The sequence below is a fragment of the Bacillus sp. OxB-1 genome (assembly GCF_000829195.1).
Classification (GTDB): Bacteria; Bacillota; Bacilli; order Bacillales_A; family Planococcaceae; genus Sporosarcina.
The window spans coordinates 2,694,360-2,711,971 of record NZ_AP013294.1 but is presented as its reverse complement, the minus strand read 5'-3'; the positions used below and the strand labels follow the sequence as shown (position 1 = coordinate 2,711,971).

18 protein-coding genes and 1 pseudogene are annotated in these 17,612 nt (G+C 49.3%); 15 read left to right on the top strand and 4 right to left on the bottom strand.

All coding sequences use genetic code 11. From position 1 onward, the window contains the following. Positions 1-85 precede the first annotated feature (85 nt). Positions 86-616 carry a D-glycero-alpha-D-manno-heptose-1,7-bisphosphate 7-phosphatase gene (locus tag OXB_RS13305; RefSeq protein ID WP_041074947.1) on the top strand — a complete coding sequence of 177 codons (531 nt, stop codon included), beginning with the start codon at positions 86-88 and terminating at the stop codon, positions 614-616. Positions 617-619: 3 nt separating this feature from the next. Continuing rightward, positions 620-748: pseudogene (locus tag OXB_RS18720) on the top strand (O-methyltransferase); the annotation flags it as partial. Positions 749-791: 43 nt separating this feature from the next. Here OXB_RS18720 and OXB_RS13300 read toward each other — a convergent pair. After that, positions 792-1,520, bottom strand: a complete 729-nt coding sequence (locus OXB_RS13300) for an SH3 domain-containing protein (protein ID WP_158333713.1) — start codon at positions 1,518-1,520, stop codon at positions 792-794. Between the two features lie 761 nt (positions 1,521-2,281). On the opposite strand from OXB_RS13300, the gene OXB_RS13290 reads away from it, so the two are divergent. The 7 genes from OXB_RS13290 to OXB_RS13265 all read left to right on the top strand — a co-directional run bounded on the left by OXB_RS13290 (position 2,282) and on the right by OXB_RS13265 (position 9,443). Next, positions 2,282-2,611 (top strand): PadR family transcriptional regulator, encoded by a 330-nt coding sequence (locus tag OXB_RS13290; protein ID WP_231860317.1) that lies wholly within the window; start codon positions 2,282-2,284, stop codon positions 2,609-2,611. Next, on the top strand, positions 2,604-3,788 hold the full coding sequence (locus tag OXB_RS13285) for a DUF2812 domain-containing protein (RefSeq protein WP_041074943.1): 1,185 nt from the start codon (positions 2,604-2,606) through the stop codon (positions 3,786-3,788). The genes OXB_RS13290 and OXB_RS13285 overlap by 8 nt, the downstream gene beginning before the upstream one ends. Positions 3,789-3,793: 5 nt before the next feature. Continuing rightward, a complete protein-coding gene (locus tag OXB_RS18900; protein ID WP_158333711.1) occupies positions 3,794-3,967 on the top strand; it encodes a hypothetical protein in 174 nt (57 codons plus the stop codon). 123 nt (positions 3,968-4,090) lie between these two features. After that, positions 4,091-5,077, top strand: coding sequence for a 2-hydroxyacid dehydrogenase (locus OXB_RS13280; RefSeq protein WP_041076794.1), 987 nt, complete (start codon positions 4,091-4,093; stop codon positions 5,075-5,077). Positions 5,078-5,183: 106 nt separating this feature from the next. Further along, positions 5,184-5,624 carry a (deoxy)nucleoside triphosphate pyrophosphohydrolase gene (locus OXB_RS13275; protein ID WP_231860316.1) on the top strand — a complete coding sequence of 147 codons (441 nt, stop codon included), beginning with the start codon at positions 5,184-5,186 and terminating at the stop codon, positions 5,622-5,624. Then, positions 5,605-8,748 (top strand): DEAD/DEAH box helicase, encoded by a 3,144-nt coding sequence (locus tag OXB_RS13270; RefSeq protein WP_041074941.1) that lies wholly within the window; start codon positions 5,605-5,607, stop codon positions 8,746-8,748. The genes OXB_RS13275 and OXB_RS13270 overlap by 20 nt, the downstream gene beginning before the upstream one ends. Positions 8,749-8,894: 146 nt before the next feature. After that, positions 8,895-9,443: a DUF488 domain-containing protein gene (locus OXB_RS13265; protein ID WP_041074939.1), complete on the top strand. Its 549-nt coding sequence runs from the start codon at positions 8,895-8,897 to the stop codon at positions 9,441-9,443. A gap of 206 nt (positions 9,444-9,649) precedes the next feature. On the opposite strand, the gene OXB_RS13260 is transcribed toward OXB_RS13265, so the two are convergent. Both OXB_RS13260 and OXB_RS13255 read right to left on the bottom strand, forming a co-directional pair. After that, positions 9,650-10,972, bottom strand: coding sequence for an ABC transporter substrate-binding protein (locus tag OXB_RS13260; protein WP_041074937.1), 1,323 nt, complete (start codon positions 10,970-10,972; stop codon positions 9,650-9,652). Next, positions 10,969-11,658 (bottom strand): GGDEF domain-containing protein, encoded by a 690-nt coding sequence (locus OXB_RS13255; protein ID WP_041074935.1) that lies wholly within the window; start codon positions 11,656-11,658, stop codon positions 10,969-10,971. Before OXB_RS13255 ends, OXB_RS13260 begins: the two co-directional genes overlap by 4 nt. A 230-nt stretch (positions 11,659-11,888) precedes the next feature. On the opposite strand from OXB_RS13255, the gene OXB_RS18895 reads away from it, so the two are divergent. The 5 genes from OXB_RS18895 to OXB_RS13235 all read left to right on the top strand — a co-directional run bounded on the left by OXB_RS18895 (position 11,889) and on the right by OXB_RS13235 (position 15,778). Then, positions 11,889-12,032, top strand: coding sequence for a hypothetical protein (locus OXB_RS18895; RefSeq protein ID WP_158333709.1), 144 nt, complete (start codon positions 11,889-11,891; stop codon positions 12,030-12,032). Beyond that, complete coding sequence (locus tag OXB_RS13250; protein WP_041074933.1) at positions 12,025-12,408, top strand: hypothetical protein; 384 nt, start codon at positions 12,025-12,027, stop codon at positions 12,406-12,408. Before OXB_RS18895 ends, OXB_RS13250 begins: the two co-directional genes overlap by 8 nt. 315 nt (positions 12,409-12,723) lie before the next feature. Further along, a complete protein-coding gene (locus OXB_RS13245; RefSeq protein ID WP_041074931.1) occupies positions 12,724-13,950 on the top strand; it encodes a YbfB/YjiJ family MFS transporter in 1,227 nt (408 codons plus the stop codon). 113 nt (positions 13,951-14,063) lie between these two features. Continuing rightward, complete coding sequence (locus OXB_RS13240) at positions 14,064-15,320, top strand: Y-family DNA polymerase (protein WP_041074929.1); 1,257 nt, start codon at positions 14,064-14,066, stop codon at positions 15,318-15,320. A 92-nt stretch (positions 15,321-15,412) separates the two neighbouring features. Further along, on the top strand, positions 15,413-15,778 hold the full coding sequence (locus OXB_RS13235; RefSeq protein ID WP_041074927.1) for a cytochrome-c oxidase: 366 nt from the start codon (positions 15,413-15,415) through the stop codon (positions 15,776-15,778). A gap of 55 nt (positions 15,779-15,833) precedes the next feature. Here OXB_RS13235 and ilvA read toward each other — a convergent pair whose 3' ends face one another. Beyond that, complete coding sequence (gene ilvA, locus OXB_RS13230; RefSeq protein ID WP_041076790.1) at positions 15,834-17,102, bottom strand: threonine ammonia-lyase IlvA; 1,269 nt, start codon at positions 17,100-17,102, stop codon at positions 15,834-15,836. Positions 17,103-17,274: 172 nt separating this feature from the next. On the opposite strand from ilvA, the gene OXB_RS13225 reads away from it, so the two are divergent. Next, entirely contained in the window at positions 17,275-17,607 is a 333-nt protein-coding gene (locus OXB_RS13225) for a YolD-like family protein (protein ID WP_041074925.1), read from the top strand. Positions 17,608-17,612: the final 5 nt, after the last annotated feature.

Here is a 17,612-nt window from a genome sequence, read left to right as displayed (position 1 = left end):
AAGTTATCGAGGATTTAAGGGAAGGCTTCCTTGGGTAGGTTAAAACGAAAGGGCTTTTTACATGACGAGGAAGGGAGGAACTGCGTTGAAAAAAGCGGTTTTTTTAGACCGGGACGGGGTCATCAATGAAGTGCTGACGGATCGGGTGAAATTCGTGAACCGCCCGCGGGACTTTCACTTTTTGCCGGACGTTCCGGAAGCCATCAGACGTTTGAACGCTGTTTTCGATTATATCTTTGTCGTCACGAACCAAGGCGGCGTCGGGCTCGGATTTATGAAAGAGGCGCAACTGAAGGCGGTCCATGAGCATATGATCGCGAAGCTACGGAAGGAGGGCGCCGTCATTCATGATGTGGCGTATTGTCCGCATAAACCGAAAGCGGGCTGTGCATGCCGGAAGCCGAACAGCCAACTGATTGAAGAGCTTGCCGAGAAGTACGAGGTGGATCTGGCCGCTTCGTATATGGTGGGGGATACCGACACGGACATCCTGGCCGGGAAAAAGGCGGGAACGAAAGGGGTTTTCCTCGGTTCGGCCGACCCGCTGGCGGATGCCGTCTTTCCGGATCTTGCCCATGCGGCGGACTGGATCATCGAGGACACAGCACAATCGTAAAGCGCACACGAAAAACGATATACCGAGCAAATGAAAGCATTCAATGAAACCGTTGCCCAGCATCCCCGTTTGGAATCCGTCCTTCTACCAATCGGCGACGGCATGACGGTTTCGCGGGTGAAAAACAGTTAAAAAACCGGTGCAGGAGGGACCTGTACCGGTTTTTTAACTGTTTTTATATTCCTTCCTTCACAGAGACCAATTCCGTGAAGATCTTTCCATTTTGATCGGTAGCTTTTATAATCCCGATACCTTTGGCGAAATACGCTCGCGAGCCATCGGGGAAACGGAGAATGACGACATTTTGGAAGGTGCCGGCTTTCACGGTTATCGTTTTCGTTGTGCTTTCCACTAAAACCTTTTGATCCTCAAACAGGAGGGACGTATCGGTTGTATAAGTCCCTTGTTTCAAGGGATACGGAACATTGACGAAGATGAAATCCGAGCTGGAGACTCCCATCAGCAGGCCTTTGTCGGTCTCGATGTACGTAAAGTTCGATAATTCCGGGTAAAGGGGACTCTTCTTATTGTATAAGTACGTGTACTCCTCTTCTTTTTCTACGACAAATGTCTCTTTCTTATTTTCCAAGAAAGAAGGTGCATACGTCAGGATCAATCCGTCTTTAGGCGCCAGCCCGCCTGTCACCGTTACGGGTGCAGCTTTCGGGATTTGATTGGACAGAGCTGATGTATAAACATACCCCTTACTTTTCCCGGCTTGTACATAGGACCATCCGTTCGATGAAGACAACACAACGACTTTCGAATGGTTTTGGATGGTACCGAGCGTATCGGCCTTTTGGTTCGGTGCGGCACGCAAAATAATATCGTTTTTCGCATGCACATACATTTCCGTTGTCGTGGCGGTGGCGGTTGGATGGACAGGGAATATGAGTATCAACAACATACTGAGTACTAAGACTATTTTTCTTATGTCAATCACTCCTTGCTATAGTGGCTTATAGAAGCTATGAGACAAGCATTGAAAATAGAATTAGGGGTGCACGATAGGTCCATTCATGAACATGTCTTCCACTGGAGGCCGCCTTTCAAACAAAGGGGATCGGAGCTGTATCTTCTATAGGTAGTATTCCACGTAGAAACATGGAATCCTTGCAGCGAAGCGAGGTTTTATTGTAGAAATTTGGTTAGTTTTGGAATAAAAAGAGATACAGGTCGACAACGAGATAGGTTGTGCAAATTATTGGAATGAGAAAAATGCCTAATTTGGTTTTCTTTTTCCACAACAAGTAGAAAAGATATGAAACGATACATAGACCAACAAATAACGTGGCCGGGAAAACCAATTGATAAAATATCCTTTCAGAATTAGTGATATCGCCCGGATAACTGGAGGCGGCGTAACTGCGGCTCAACTCTATATAAATATGACTGCCCCAAACCCATGCGTACGTTATCAACACGCCTAGCAGCAACTCTATTAAAAAAAGAGTATGTTTCATTTTATTCACCTCATGACAATTTGTATGCGAGCGGATACTTCCTGTAAACGAGACGTCTATCACCAACAATTGTTCCGGTTCCGCCCACGGGCCCCTTTGCTCCTGTTTTTTCGGTAGAATGCTAGATTTTCATTTACAAAAAAGGAAATGGGAAGTACTATTTTGTCACACGATATATCGAGATACATAATAGAGAGGAGACATGCGGAAAGTGACGTACAAGGGAGGCCCGATGACCGAGGCGATGTACTATGTCTTGCTGGCGTTGCTGAATCCGAGCCATGGATATCAGCTCATGCAGGCCATTGCGGACGTTTCGCGCGGCAGATTGCAAATGGGGCCGGGGACACTGTATGGCGTCCTTTCACGGATGCAAAAAGACGGTCTGATTTCATTGGCAGAAGAGGACGGCAGGAGAAAAACGTATCAAATTACAGCAGAGGGGGAGCGAGCCTTGCGCGCAGAGTATAAGAGGCTGCAGTCGCTCCTGCGGGACGGCAGCCTGTTGGAGGGGGACGGTGAAGATGAGTAAGATGGTACGCAGGCTCCGCAGTGACGAATGGCGGATCGGGGAGCATGAAAGCTGGTTCGCGGATATGGCGGCGCAAGGCCTTCATTTGAAAAAGTTGGGACGGATCTTCGCGCGATTCGAACGAGGGGAGCCAAAGCGGACGCGCTATCGGATCGATGTGTCGATTCATAAAAAAATGTCAGAGGAGCAAATGGAGCTGTACGAGGAGGGCGGCTGGGAGTTCGTGACGCAATACGGCGCGTTTTACGTGTTCTCTTCTCCCGCTGAGCGTGAGGCGCCCGAATTGCATACGGACCCCGCCGAGCAGGCGTATACACTACGGGAGCTGGACAAAAAGCTGTTTGGAAACGCCCTCTTCATATTAGTTGCGCTTCTTTTGATCGCCGGCATGCTGTCCTCGCTCTGGTTTCTTGATAGGACGCCCGTTTATATGCTCGTCGAAGGGATGGCGGTCCAACAGACGGTACTGACAGTCGTCATCGGGTATCAGGCCTATATTGCAGTGAGGGGAGCCGTCTCCATCCGTGCGCTGCAGAAGCGGCTCAACGAAGGAAGACCGATCGACCATCATGCACCTTATCGGAAGCGTTGGCGGCGCCATACTTTCATTGCACTGCTATTTTTATTGTTCGCAGCGGCGAGCGCCGTCATGCCCATCATGTATCTTGTGAAAGAAAAGACGGCCACGCTGCCCGGGTCGAGTCCTGAATTGCCGATTGTCCGCTTGGCGGAAATCGAGCAAAATCCTGAATTGATCCGGGAGCCGTATATGATAGACGATGTCGATTGGGCCAACCGGTATTCCTATAACTGGAGTCCGCTGGCGCCCCTCCAATACGACACCGACGAAAGCGGAACGGTCCCGGGGGAGACATGGGACGACGAGAGCGGCGGCTATTCCCCGAGCCTCCATACGAAAGTCTACCGGCTGTCAATGCTTTCCTTGGCGGATCCCCTCGTTTCGGACCTCGTGAAACGATACCAGTATGGAAATGAACAATTCATCGAGACGGCGCATCCGGACTTGGATCGATTGCTCGTCCATGAAGACGCGGAAGTGAAGGAAATCGTCGCTCGGAGGGGGAAAGCCGTCGTCTATGTACGATACCATGGGTATGCGGAGTTGGAGGCGGTTCTTACGGGAGTCGTGGCGAAGATGGGGTTGATTGCGGAATAGGGAGCTTGTCCAAATCATTCCAACAGATGTATGGCGGATGGAAACAAATTCATCCGGAGTTGCGTAAAGAAGCCGGCACGATAGGGGCCTACCTCGGCGCATCCGATCCTCTCGCGGACGCCGTTTTCCCAGACCTCGCGAGCCCGGTGGAGGGGTTCATCGAGGACTCCGCCCGATAACCGTCAAATCCCGCGCCGTATGCGTTTTTTTATTTCCCGTCAAATGAAAGACATGCCATTTTCTGATATGGTGGTGGGAGGCAAGCCTACCATACAACACGAATCAGAATGGGGAATGAAACAATGAAACAAAAAGTGATCGCATACGAGCGCGTGGCACCTTCCGTCCTGCAAGCCCTGCAGCAAGACTATGATGTCCGCTATTTTAAAAATATAAACCCGAAAAACGACCCCGACTTCCTCGCATTCCTGCATGAAGCGGAAGGCGTCATCGGTACGCGTTTCCCGGCCGACCGGGAGCTGCTCGAGAAGGCGCCGAACTTGAAAATCGTCAGCACCGTCTCGGTCGGATACAACCACTTCGACATCGACGAGCTGACGAAGCGCGGCATCCTCGCGACGAACACGCCCGGCGTCCTCGACGACACCGTGGCGGACCTGTCGATGGCGCTGATCCTCGCGACGGCAAGACGGCTGCCCGAGCTGGACCGCTACGTCAAGGAAGGCCAGTGGACGGAAAGCCTGCCCGACGCGTTTTTCGGAGTGGACGTCCACCACAAAAAACTCGGCATCATCGGCATGGGACGCATCGGCCAAGCCATCGCCCAGCGCGCGCATTTCGGTTTCAACATGGACATCCTCTACAACAGCCGTACGCCGAAACCCGAAGCGGAAAAACGATTCGCCGCCGTCTACCGGAGCCTCGAAGACCTCCTGCGCGAATCCGATTTCGTCCTGCTCATCACACCGCTGACGCCAGAGACGGAAGAGCTGATCGGCAAGAAGGAGTTCGAACTAATGAAGCAATCCGCCATCTTCATCAACGTCTCGCGCGGCGGCACTGTCGTCGAACCCGACCTGATCGAAGCCCTCCAAACCAAAGAAATTGCAGCCGCCGGACTCGACGTCTTCGCCCAAGAACCCGTCGCCCCGGCCAACCCGTTGCTCCAAATGGACAATGTCGTCACCCTCCCGCACATCGGCTCCAGCACCGCTGAGACCGAACTGAAAATGGCGAAAGTCGCGGAGGAGAATTTGCGGGCGGGGTTGAGAGGGGAGCGGCCAGGGAATTTGATTGATGGAAGGGTTTGGAATACTATGGAAGGATAATACTCTCACTTCTTCCATCCTAAACTATGCAAGCTGTAACTGGACAGTTTGCATAGCCTACCTACACGGGATAGGATATTAGCGATGCTGAGGAGAAGTTGGTTGTTTGCTAGACCAAATAATAGATTGTAAGGTGAAAGCTATTCGAAACATTCATGTAGTCGGAGCAATTATACATAATGAGAACCGCGAGATTCTATGTGCATTACGTTCTTCTTCCATGACGTTACCAGGCTATTGGGAATTCCCGGGTGGTAAAATTGAAGCTGGTGAAACAACAAAACAGGCACTGTATCGGGAAATTTATGAAGAGATTGAGTGCGAGATCTCAATTGGGGATTTAGTAGAAGATACGACGTATGCATATGATTCCTTTGTCGTTCGTTTAGAGACATATTTTGCAAAGATTATAAAAGGGCATCCGGTGGCCAAGGAGCATGCAGAGTTGAAATGGGTATCAATTCCACAGCTAGAGACCTTACAATGGGCTCCAGCTGATATTCCAGCAGTTGAAAGGGTGATGAGCTATGCAGGAAGGGATCTATGAACAAGTACTGAATGAAAAAATTAAGAAAAGCCTTGCGAGTCTGTCCGGGGACGAATATGCCATTGAATATGAAAAGATGGATGTCGCAGAGGCAAAAACGATGTTATCCTCCTATGTTTCTTCTGTTACAAAAACTGCGCTCTCTTATGTCAGAGAAAACAATAAAGGTAATGAGGGGCAGGCATTGTTAAAACAAATTCAGACATGTAATGAAATCATTCATGTTCTCAACCGAACTATAGACAGCGATGATTTTGCTTTATTGAGATTAGATGAACATGCGGAAATACTTACTTCCGTTTATAAAACGATTAATACGGCACACTCTCTGAAGAAAAGAAGGGTACCCCGCCCTGTGACACCGCTTTCACAAAGTTCTCTCTTCACGGGCTCTCCTACAGAGCCAAATATGTTAGAGGAACTAAAGAAAGAAATTATAACTGCGGATAAAATCGAATGGCTGGTGTCTTTTATTAAATGGTCTGGCATCCGTATTTTGATCGAAGAATTGCGGGAGTTTACAGAGCGAGGAGGCCAGCTGAATATCCTGACTACCTCTTATATGGAGGCTACCGATTACAAAGCCCTCGAAGAGTTGAGCAAACTGCCAAATACGGAGATTCGAATATCGCTAGACAAAGAAAGGACACGTATGCATGCGAAAGCCTATTTGTTTAAAAGGAAAACTGAGTTTAGCACTGCATATATTGGCTCTTCCAACCTTTCAAATCCAGCTCTAACCTCAGGCTTGGAGTGGAACTTGAAAGTAACAGAGAAGGATTCTTTTGATATTATTCGTAAGTTTGAAGCCACTTTTGAAAGTTATTGGAATGACGAGGAATTCAAGAGCCTGTCATCTGAGAATGAAGAAAATTGGTCGCTGGTGCGCCGCTCTTTAGTAGATCGGGTAGCTGAGTCGAATGAGACCTATCTCTTTGATATCCGCCCTTATCATTATCAACAGGAAATTTTAGATGAACTGGAAGCAGAACGTACTTTGTACGGACATACCAAAAATTTAGTCGTAGCCGCAACTGGTGTAGGAAAAACAGTTATTTCGGCATTTGATTTCAAAAGGTACTTACAGGAAAATCCAAATGCAAAACTCCTGTTTATAGCACACCGGGAAGAGATATTAAAGCAAAGTATGCATACGTTTCGTGCAATTTTAAAAGATGCTAACTTTGGAGAGATGTTCGTTGGTCGTCATGAGCCTACTTCTTTTGATCATCTTTTTATGAGTATCCAAAGTTGGAACAGTAGAGAAATGATCAATAAAACAACTGCGGATTTTTACGACTTTGTCATCGTGGATGAATTTCATCATGCTACCGCTCCAACCTATCGTGCATTGTTAGAATATTACAAACCAGCAATTTTGCTCGGTCTGACTGCAACCCCCGAACGAATGGATAATGAAAATGTACTTGGCTATTTTGATGATCGGATCGCTTCTGAAATGCGTTTAACAGAAGCGATAGATCGGAAATTACTCAGCCCGTTTCATTATTTTTGTGTTACCGACACAGTTGATTTATCTGCTATCAAATGGTCCAAAAAGGGATACGATGTTGAAGCATTATCGAATGTGTACACATCGAATGATCGTCGCAGTGACTTAGTGATCCAAAGTATCAAAAAGTATGTTACTTCCTTGGAGCAAGTTAAAGGGCTAGGGTTCTGTGTTTCTGTTGAACATGCCAAATATATGGCTGCCTATTTTAATCAGAAAAACATTGCTTCGATTGCGCTCCATGGGAATTCTTCTGTTGAAGATCGCGAAACGGCGAAACGAAAGTTGGTAGCTGGAGAAATTACATTTATATTTGTAGTAGATTTATATAATGAAGGAATCGATATTCCCGAAGTGAATACGGTTTTATTCCTAAGACCGACTGAAAGCCTTACCGTCTTCTTGCAACAATTGGGAAGGGGACTGCGTTTAGCTGAAGGAAAAGAGTGTTTAACGGTGTTGGACTTTGTTGGACAAGCCCATGTAGATTATCCATTTGAAGAGAAGTTCCGCGCTCTTATGGGAAGAACAAAGCACTCTGTTCGACATTATCTTGAAAATGGTTTTTTCCATTTACCAAAGGGTTCCGTAATCCAAATGGAGAAGCAGGCGAAAGAATATATTTTACGAAATGTAAAAGAAGTAAAAAACAGTAAACAGAATTTGATAAAAATGATGAAACACTTTGAACAAGACACAGGAGAACCGTTGACACTAGTAAATTTCCTACAGTTTTATCATCTTTCGCTTGCTGAATTTTATGGAAGAGGAAAAAATAGATCATTTGAGAGGTTAAAAGTGGAGGCAGGAATCGGCAACCATTTTGAAAGTGAATTTGAGGAAGTGGTGACAAAGAGAATTCATGCTTTATTTCATTTGGACTCTCCCGATCTCATCCGATTTTATCAAACATATCTTGCGAAGGGCATAATTGAAAACGAAGAACAACGCCTGATGATAGGCATGTTCTATTATTCGTTCTTCGACGCCCCACCTGAGGATTTTGGTTTCACCTCTATACATGAAGGGATACAAATGCTACTAGCAACTGAAGCGCTCAAAAGTGAAGTAAGACAAGTATTAGACGCGTGTATGGAAACTATTCGAACTGTAAAGAAGCCATCTCCATTTGAATTCATCTCTCCGCTTCGCGTACATGCCCAGTATACATCTGATCAAGTATTGGCGGCATTTGGTTACTTTAACGAAGCGGCTAAGCCGGCCTTTAGGGAAGGTGTTAAGTATTTCGAGGATAAACAGACAGACGTTTTCTTTATTACGTTGAATAAATCAGACAAAGACTTCTCACCGTCCACGCTGTATGAGGATTACGCCATAAGCGACCGTTTATTCCATTGGCAGTCTCAAAATAAGACATCCGATACGAGCCCAACAGGAAAGCGATATATAAACCAACGTCAGACAGGGAATAAAATTGCTTTGTTCGTGCGTGAATCGAAGCAGAAAGATGGCTATACATCGCCTTTCACTTTCCTCGGAACAGCTGATTATGTAAGTCATGAGGGAAATCGCCCGATTAGTTTCGTTTGGCGGTTGCATGAGAGTATACCGGCAAAGCTGATGCCAGTGGCGAATAAAAGCGTTCTATAAGTGTTTCTTTCTACCGGTGTTGCTATACTGATCGTTCAATTTATTTTAATTGAGCGGTCTTTTTTATGTCCTTTGCAATTTTGATCCACTCATGTTTCACACCTCCCAAGCAAAGGAATCAGTAGAGTAAACGAGGGGGTTTTCACATGGAAATTTACACAATCGGACATTACTCCAATACAAAGGACGAATTTATAGATTTACTGCGGCTCGCCGAGATTGAACGGCTCGTCGATGTGCGTTCCTTCCCGGGCAGCCGGAAGTTTCCGTGGTTCAAAAAAGAGGAAATGGCGGTATGGCTGCCGGAAGCGGGCATCGAGTACGTTCACATGCCCGAGCTGGGCGGCAGGCGTCCGGCTTCCGACCTGGTCTCGCCCGCACTCAATGATGGCTGGCAGAATAATTCCTTCCATAACTATGCAGATTATACGCTGTCGCATTGCTTTGCGGACGGAATCGGGCGGTTGACGGAGTTGGCAGAAGAGAAGCGGACGGCGTATTGCTGTTCGGAACGGCATCCCGCCCGCTGCCACCGCCTGCTGATCAGCAATTGGCTCGCCGTGCGGGAGTGGGATGTCGTTCATATCATTCCACTGAAAGAGGACGGCGAGCTGGTTCCGCATGAACTGGGCAAATGGGGCGCCATGCCGATCATCGAAGAGGATGGGACGGTTGTGTATCCGGGATTGGAGTAGGATGGAGCTGATGTCTGAAGTTTAAATTAATGTATGTTCGTGATTGAGAGGATGATAGTAAGTAGTCTGACAATCGGAGGAGGGATGGAATGGTGTAAGTTGCTCGGTTCGACGCTGGTATTTTGCAAGACAACCCTCTGTTTTATGAAATGAAAATGGAAAAAACGCTCGGCAGCCCGGGCATTTTTTCCGTTTTCTATCACATTTCACCTATTGTGCAGCATCTCCATCTCCTCGCTGTAATTTTCATTTACGGCGTTTGTGAAGTTCTTATAAATCTCCTCCGCCTCCAGCTTCTGTTCCATCCCTCGGTAAAGGATTTCATACAACAATGGATACAGTTCATCATCGAACGGTGACAACTCATGCGCATCCGTCTTTTCTATCAAATTCTCGTATAAGGCATAGGTTTTTTGATTGCCAAAGTAGGGGTTTGCCTGCTCCCGGCGCCATTCTTCTGTCCGAACAGGTTCGTAGGCGGGGACAAGCGGCCATTCCTCAAAATCCAATCCTTGCTCCATTGTGAATTCGATGAATTTCCAGGCAAGCTCCTTCTTCCCGCTGTGGGACGGAATGGCGAGGGCCGTGCTGCTAGACCAGCCGTACAAGTCAAATGGCATCCGGGTCACCCGCCACGCACCCGATTGATCGGGGGCGAACTCGGGCAAGTATTTCTCGCCCCAGCTCCCGAGGAACAACATGATGATCTCATCATTGCGAATCGCCCGCTGTCCGTCGGGCGTCCAAAAGTCTTTATTGACCACATACTGTTCCTGCATGATTTCGCTCATCAGCTCGATGGAATGGAGGACGTCCTCTTTTGGAATGTTGTGTTCCAGGTAGTCGTCCAGGAATCCATATTGGGAGATATACAGGTCGACGATGTACGTATACCAGAAGAAGATGGAGTGGCCGTGCGGTTTCATCCCTTCTGCCAGCGCGAGGAGGTTCTCCTCCGATTCCAGATAGACGGCCAATGCTTCCGGTTCAGAAGGGAATCCATACTTTTCTATCAGATCCGCACGGTAGTACAGAACGGACGGGCTGAGCGCGACCGGGAGTGCGAACAACGCATCATCCTTCACGGACAGATGGTTCCCCCAGACTTTTTCGGGCACGCCCTCCCTGTATCGCTCCGCCCCGTATGGCGCGCCCGACAGATCCTCGAACCCTTGCAGCGTCGAGAATTTGCCGAGAAAGGAACTGTCCATGACGAAGACGTCGACCGGGGTGTGATCGATCATCGCCTGCATATACTCCTCCAATTGGGTTTCCAGCGATTTTTCCTGGACGTCGACGTGGACCCCCGGATTCGCTTTTTCAAACTCCCGGATCATCTCTTCGGCCAGCGGGATGTCCGACCAGATGACCAGATTGCCATCATCCACCGGGGCATCCGGCTGTTCCGCTTTACCGAGGTTCAAATCAAAAGGAACCGGCCCATCGCCGGACATCCCGCCCGGCCCGCATGCTGTCAGCAGAAGACAGGCCAACAGGAGCAGGAGGGGGGCAATCGTATAGTTTTTCATTCAACTTCAACTTCTTCCTGCGAAATAGTGTCATAGAAGGTGAAATGGCTCCGTTTCACGGCTTTTGTCTTTTTCGACGCGTACATTGCCATATCGCCATGCTGCATGAATTCTTCGACGGAATGGGAATCGATCAGGTAGAGGCTGATGCCGATACTGACGCCGACTTGCAGTGAATGGCCGTTGAATTCGATTGGCATCCCGATTCGTTCGATAATGGAATGGGCCATCCGGGCCGCCAATTCCTTCGATGATTCCGGCAGCAGCACAACGAATTCATCCCCGCCGATCCTGGCAAGCTCCCCCGTTTCGCCGCATATGCCCGCCAACCGATCTGCGACTGTCTTGAGTACGGCATCTCCCGCATTATGTCCGAATGTGTCATTGATTCCTTTGAAGCCGTTCAAGTCCATATACAGCAAGGCGTGTGGTTTTTCTGCGGATGCGGTATCGGCCCTTTCTCTCAAGACATTCATGAAATAGGAGCGGTTCTTCACGCCGGTGAGGGAATCGTTGTACGCCATATGATGCAGGCGGTTCCTCGATTCCTGCAACTCTCCAAACAACTCCGTCAACTCAGCCGACATTTCTATGAAGTTCAACGTCAACTTGTTGAATTCGATCATCCGGGTCATCGGCCAATCGATGCGGGCTCTTTCCTTCAATAAAAAGGCGAGGATGAGCACAATCCAGTACCATCGCTTTTGTCAGTTGTTTCATATCCAAAACCTGCTTACCGATGGTTGCGCAGATCCAGCAGCGTTCCGGTTGGAATTGCATTTCTACTAGGCAAGGAACATAGTCATTCCTGTATGAACGAAATAAAAAATTCACATTTTTTGAAATACTAATTGAAACACATGTTCGTATGGAGTATGATGATATCAAGTAATCGGACAACTGGAGGAGGGATGAAATGGCATCAATGCTCGTCATGGAAAAACCGAACGCCTACAAAGCTGATTCGGTGGATCAAGACGGACTTTGGAAAAAAGTGATTGGATGCGACGAAGGAACGGGACCGGCACCGCTATGTCTTCAAAAGGAAATTGATGCGTGAAGTGGTGCGCAATCGAGCCTACTCACGAACAGCAGTGCAGGCTATTCTGCATTTTGTCGATTATTTGTTACGACTGCCGAAAGAATACGAACAGCAATTAGCGGAAACGATGCACCCCGTACTCGGAAAGGAGAAGGAACTGATGGAACTTTACAATAAGGAAAATGCCCCGCCGACCATTGCGAATGCGTTTGAAATGGAACGGATGGAAGGTATGAAAGAAGGCATGAAAGAAGGCGAATTGAAAGGAAAGATGGAAGAACGCCGGAATATCGCCCGGAAACTTCTAGAACAACAACTGCCAATTGAAACGATTATCGCCGCCACAGAGCTGTCTGTTGAGGAAGTGGAAGCGTTAAGAGTGCAGTTCGAATAAAAGAGACCCCGCACGGAATTTGATTCGTGCGGGTACATAATCCATCCATACACTAAAGTCGCTTGAATAGCAGGGTAGATTCCAAATCGGACAAGCCCAAGTCGAACATCATCATGGCAGGAGAGCTTTGCCGATGAGAAGGAAGCGAAAATGAAATGGGAAGCGGGCATTCAAACCATCCGGGGACAACTCTCTTATAATAACAGAGTTCACAAAATTGAGAGAAAATACTATCCATTAAAACACACTCTTGTTATAGTAGAGATATGCTAGGTTCACCTTCGAAGAAGAGAAGGGAAACAAGGGGGTGGCATGTTGGGAGAACAACCGGTTTGGAAATATGCGTTTGCCAGTGTCATGGTTACAATCAGCACGCTTGGCTTCGCAAGAATGTCTTACGGAATTCTAATGCCTTTCATGAAAGATAGTTTATCGCTTTCTTATGAGCAGGCCGGCATGCTGGCGACGACGAATTCGATCGGCTATTTGGGGATGGTCCTGTTTGCCGGGATTTTGGCAGCGAAATGGGGATCACGCAAGCTTGTCGTACTCGGCACTTTTATCGTGGCACTTTCTTTAATGTATTTGGCGTCCGTCCATAGCTACGGTGCAGCATTGACAGGAATGGCTTTGCTCGGAATTGGTACCGCTTTCACCTATACGCCGCTCGTTAACATCATCGTCGGCTGGTTCCCGCATCGTCGGGGGCTGATGATCGGCTTCATGGTGAGCGGCCTCGGACTCGGAACACTTATCTCCAGTACACTCGTCCCATTTTTCACAACGTGGTTCGAACTGGAAGGGTGGCGGCAATTGTGGTTCTTCTACGGCATCTTGTCCGTCTTGTCCACGTTGACGGCGCTGCTTATCCTACGCGATCCGCCGGTCCCTTTATTGAATGAAGGGCAAAAGAAGCAATCGCTTTGGAAAGAAGTCTATTTACATAAGCGGGTGCTGTTGGTGGCAGGCATCTATGGATTGATCGGGTTCGCTTACTTGATTCCGCAAAGTTTTTTATTCAGTTTCATCCTGGAAGCAGGCATCAACCCCTACCAGGCGGGCCAGATCATGGCGCTCGGCGGCATCATGTCCATTTTCAGCGGGCCGCTATGGGGGAGCATTTCTGATAAGATCGGACGAAAACGCTCGCTGCTCATCACATTGATCATCGGTTCCTTCTCCATGGTGCTGCCTGTCGTCTTTCCGGCAGCGCTCGGCTTCATCATCAGCCAATTTTTATGGGGAGTCACCGTAGTCGGCATGCTGTCGCTCATCCAGGCGTTATCCACCGAGCAGATCCATCCGTCTTTCGCACCAATCGCCCTTGGCTACGTCACGATCTATTTTGCGGCGGGGCAATTGCTCGGTCCGGGGCTGGGCGGCTGGATCATCGATAATGTCGGCGGGATTCCTGCTGCGCTGCTGTTATGCGCAGGACTGTTGCTCATCGCTTTCCTCATGTCCTTCAAGATGGAGAAGCGAAGCGCCGAGCCACCTGTCGTCGAGCCGTTCGTTCATTCACCTAAAACCACCAATCCGTAAGAGAGACGGGCTGGTGGTTTTCCTTTTTTGGAAATCATCCCCGCTTGAATACCGACACCTGATCGAGCTACACTATATACAGAACAAACGTTTGTATAATGAGGAGAATGCCTATGTATGAACAGTTGCCGGATCGGCATATCCTTTGCCTCGACATGCGCAGCTTTTACGCCAGCTGCGCGGCCGCAATCGAAGGCGTGGACGTGATGGATACGCCGATTGCCATCATTGGGAATAAAGAGCGGAAAGGCGGTGTCGTCCTCGCCGCTTCACCTGCCCTCAAACAGCAATTCGGCATCCGGACCGGCATGCGGCTCTATGAAATCCCGGATGACCCTGCCATCCAGCTGATCGAACCGAAGATGCAATTCTATATTGACGTCTCGATGGAAATCACCCGACTGCTGCATCGCTACGTGCCGAAGGAAGCGATCCATGTCTACAGCATCGATGAGAGCTTCGTCGACTTGACCGGGACCGAACGCCTGTGGGGTCCGCCCGCCGAGACGGCCGCGCGCATCCGGGACGATTTGTACACTCAATTCCAGCTGCGCTCCGCCTGCGGGATGGGGCCGAACATGCTCCTTTCGAAACTGGCGCTCGATCTCGAGGCGAAGAAGACGGGGATCGCCCACTGGCGGTATGAGGATGTGCCGGCAAAACTATGGCCCGTCGCCCCGTTGAGCCGCATGTGGGGCATCGGCAGCCGTATGGAAAAACGGCTGAACCGGATGGGCCTCTTTTCCGTCGGCGATCTGGCCCGGACGCCGCTCGACCATCTCGAGAAAAAATTCGGCATCATGGGCAATCAATTGTATTACCATGCACACGGCATCGATCTATCCGACCTCGGCTTGCCGCCGCTCATCGAAGGGCAGGTCAGCTACGGAAAAGGGCAGGTCCTGTACCGCGATTATGTGAAGAGAGCAGACATCCTCACCGTCTTGCTGGAAATGTGCGAAGATGTGGCGATGCGCGCGAGGCAAGCGGGCAGGACGGGGCGCACCGTTCATCTCGCGGCCGGCTATTCGAAGCATGCGCTCGGGGGAGGATTCAGCCGGTCGCGCACGATGGCGGAAGCGACGAATGATACGATGACCATCTACCGGCTTTGCATGGAACTGCTCGATGAATTCCATGACGGACGCCCAGTGCGCCAGTTGCATATCAGCCTCGGCAATCTGGAAGAGGAACATTCCATGCAGCTCAGCCTGTTTGACGAACAGAAGTGGCGAAACCGGCAACTCGGCGAAACGATGGACGCACTCCGTACTAAATACGGGTCCAACGCTGTGCTTCGCGCCGCTTCCTATACCGAATCAGGGACAGCAATCGAACGCGCCAAACTGATCGGCGGGCATTTTAAATAAATTCACCGCGCCCCCACCCCGCGGTAGTCGCTCCCTCCTGCGGCGCATACAATGAAGGGCTCATTCATTTTTCGCAGGAGGGAGGGAGTGGATTGGGGAAACAGCTGCTCAAGATTGCGGTCGTCTATTTTCTGATTGGGATTGCTTTTGGCTTATATATGTCGATTACTCATATGTTCCATTTGGCGACTGTGCATGTGCACGTCAACCTGCTCGGCTGGATGTCGCTGGCCATCATCGGCATCCTGTATCATCTCTACCCGCAACTGGCGGGGACCCGATGTGCCAACACCCATTTTTGGCTGCATAATATCGGCTTGCCCGTCATGATGATCGGGATTGCGCTGGCCATTTTGACATCGAACCCCATTTTCTTTTTGACGGCCACAATTGGCGGAGTCATTACCGTTATCGGCATCTTCTTTTTCGGCTTCAATGTCTTGCGGAACCTGAAATAAGCTCGGATGCGAAAAACCGTCAGCCCGGGAATAGGGGGCTGACGGTTTATTCAAATCAGATGAGCAGATCGAACAGCGTATGGTCGTTATTGATCTCTTTATATTCGAAGCCGCACTTGTTCATGCGCTCGATGAGGCCAGGATAATCCTCTTTGTTTTTCAGCTCCAGGCCGACAAGCCCCGGGCCGCTCTCTTTATTGTTCTTTTTCGTGTATTCGAAAGTCGTGATGTCGTCATCCGGACCGAGCACTTCATCGAGAAACTGCCGCAGCGCCCCGGCGCGTTGCGGGAAATTGACGATGAAGTAGTAGAGCAATCCTTCGTAAATCAAAGACTTTTCCTTGATTTCCTGCATCCGGCCGATATCATTGTTTCCGCCACTGATGACGCAGACGACGTTTTTGCCTTTGATCTGCTCTTTATAGAAATCAAGGGCCGCAATCGACAAGGCGCCTGCCGGTTCTGCGATGATCGCATGCAGATTATACAATTCCAAGATGGTCGTACATACTTTGCCTTCCGGGACCGGGACGATATCCGACAAATATTTGCGGCATAGATCATAGGTCAGGCTGCCGACACATTGGACGGCCGCCCCGTCGACGAATTTATCGATGGACGGCAAGGAGACCGGTCCTTTATTCGCAAGGGCTGCCTGCATGCTCACCGCGCCTGCCGGTTCTACACCGATCATCTTCGTATGCGGCGAGACGTTCTTAATGTAGGTGCTGAGTCCGGCCATGAGACCGCCTCCGCCGATGCTTGCGAAAACGAAGTCGATCGGCTCCTCGATATCATTCATGACTTCCACTGCGACGGTCCCTTGTCCTGCCACGATATCCAAGTCATCGAACGGATGGATGAACAGCCGGTCTTCCGCTGTGGCGCAAGCCATCGCATTGGCGGATGAGTCATCGAATGTATCGCCCGCCAAGATGATTTCGATCTGGTCGCGGCCGAACATCCGCACTTGGTTGATCTTTTGCTTCGGTGTCGTCTGCGGCATGAAGATCTTGCCGTGGATGCCGAGCTGGGCACACGCATGGGCTACGCCTTGTGCATGGTTGCCGGCGCTCGCGCAAACGATCCCTTTTTCCCGTGCCAGCTTCTCGACTTTTTTGATTTTATAATAAGCGCCCCGCAATTTGAAGGAACGGACATATTGCAAATCTTCCCGCTTGATGTACACATGGCAATCGTATTTTTCGGAAAGTCGCTCGTTTAATTGCAAAGGCGTATGGATGACCACATCTTTTAAAAATTGATGCGCTTTTAAAATATCTTCGACATGCATCGTCTTCTCTTCCTTTTCCGCTTGTTTCATCGCCATATTATTACCTCCACTATCAATTGAACATTTTACAATGATAACATGAAATCTGAAGGCTGTGTAAATATTCACAACTATTTTTGAATGAATTGAGGCAGGCGTATTGCTTTTTCCGGCTGCTCTCCTTTAAAATAGAAACAAACGTTCTTATAAAGAGGTGTTGGCATTGATCCGAGATCGGGGACAGATCAAATGGACGGCGATGATGTTGCCGGAGCATGTCCAAAAATTGCGGGAGTGGCATGAAGAGGAGCATCTCCCGCAAAGAAGGGAGCCGGATGAACAGCAATACGAGGAGTGGAACCGGTTGATGGCCGAAGCATCGGCCGAGGGATTTCCGCTTGCCATCACGTTTTGGCAGGGAGGTAAGCCATGCACGGTGGAAGGCGTGATCGGCCATATCGACACGGCCTCTTCCGTGCTGCGGCTCGTATCGCTGGAAGGGGAGTCATGCCTCATCCCGATCCAAGCCATTGAACAGATGGCTGGAGCTGGATGATTGAA

Excerpts from the sequence above, each read along its gene's own strand:
- OXB_RS13290 (WP_231860317.1), top strand. The coding sequence starts at position 2,282 with ATGCGGAAAGTGACGTACAAGGGAGGCCCGATGACCGAGGCGATGTAC.
- OXB_RS13285 (WP_041074943.1), top strand. The coding sequence starts at position 2,604 with ATGAGTAAGATGGTACGCAGGCTCCGCAGTGACGAATGGCGGATCGGG.
- OXB_RS13280 (WP_041076794.1), top strand. The coding sequence starts at position 4,091 with ATGAAACAAAAAGTGATCGCATACGAGCGCGTGGCACCTTCCGTCCTG.
- OXB_RS13270 (WP_041074941.1), top strand. The coding sequence starts at position 5,605 with ATGCAGGAAGGGATCTATGAACAAGTACTGAATGAAAAAATTAAGAAA.
- OXB_RS13265 (WP_041074939.1), top strand. The coding sequence starts at position 8,895 with ATGGAAATTTACACAATCGGACATTACTCCAATACAAAGGACGAATTT.
- OXB_RS13260 (WP_041074937.1), bottom strand. The coding sequence starts at position 10,972 with ATGAAAAACTATACGATTGCCCCCCTCCTGCTCCTGTTGGCCTGTCTT.
- OXB_RS18895 (WP_158333709.1), top strand. The coding sequence starts at position 11,889 with ATGGCATCAATGCTCGTCATGGAAAAACCGAACGCCTACAAAGCTGAT.
- OXB_RS13250 (WP_041074933.1), top strand. The coding sequence starts at position 12,025 with ATGCGTGAAGTGGTGCGCAATCGAGCCTACTCACGAACAGCAGTGCAG.
- OXB_RS13240 (WP_041074929.1), top strand. The coding sequence starts at position 14,064 with ATGTATGAACAGTTGCCGGATCGGCATATCCTTTGCCTCGACATGCGC.
- ilvA (WP_041076790.1), bottom strand. The coding sequence starts at position 17,102 with ATGAAACAAGCGGAAAAGGAAGAGAAGACGATGCATGTCGAAGATATT.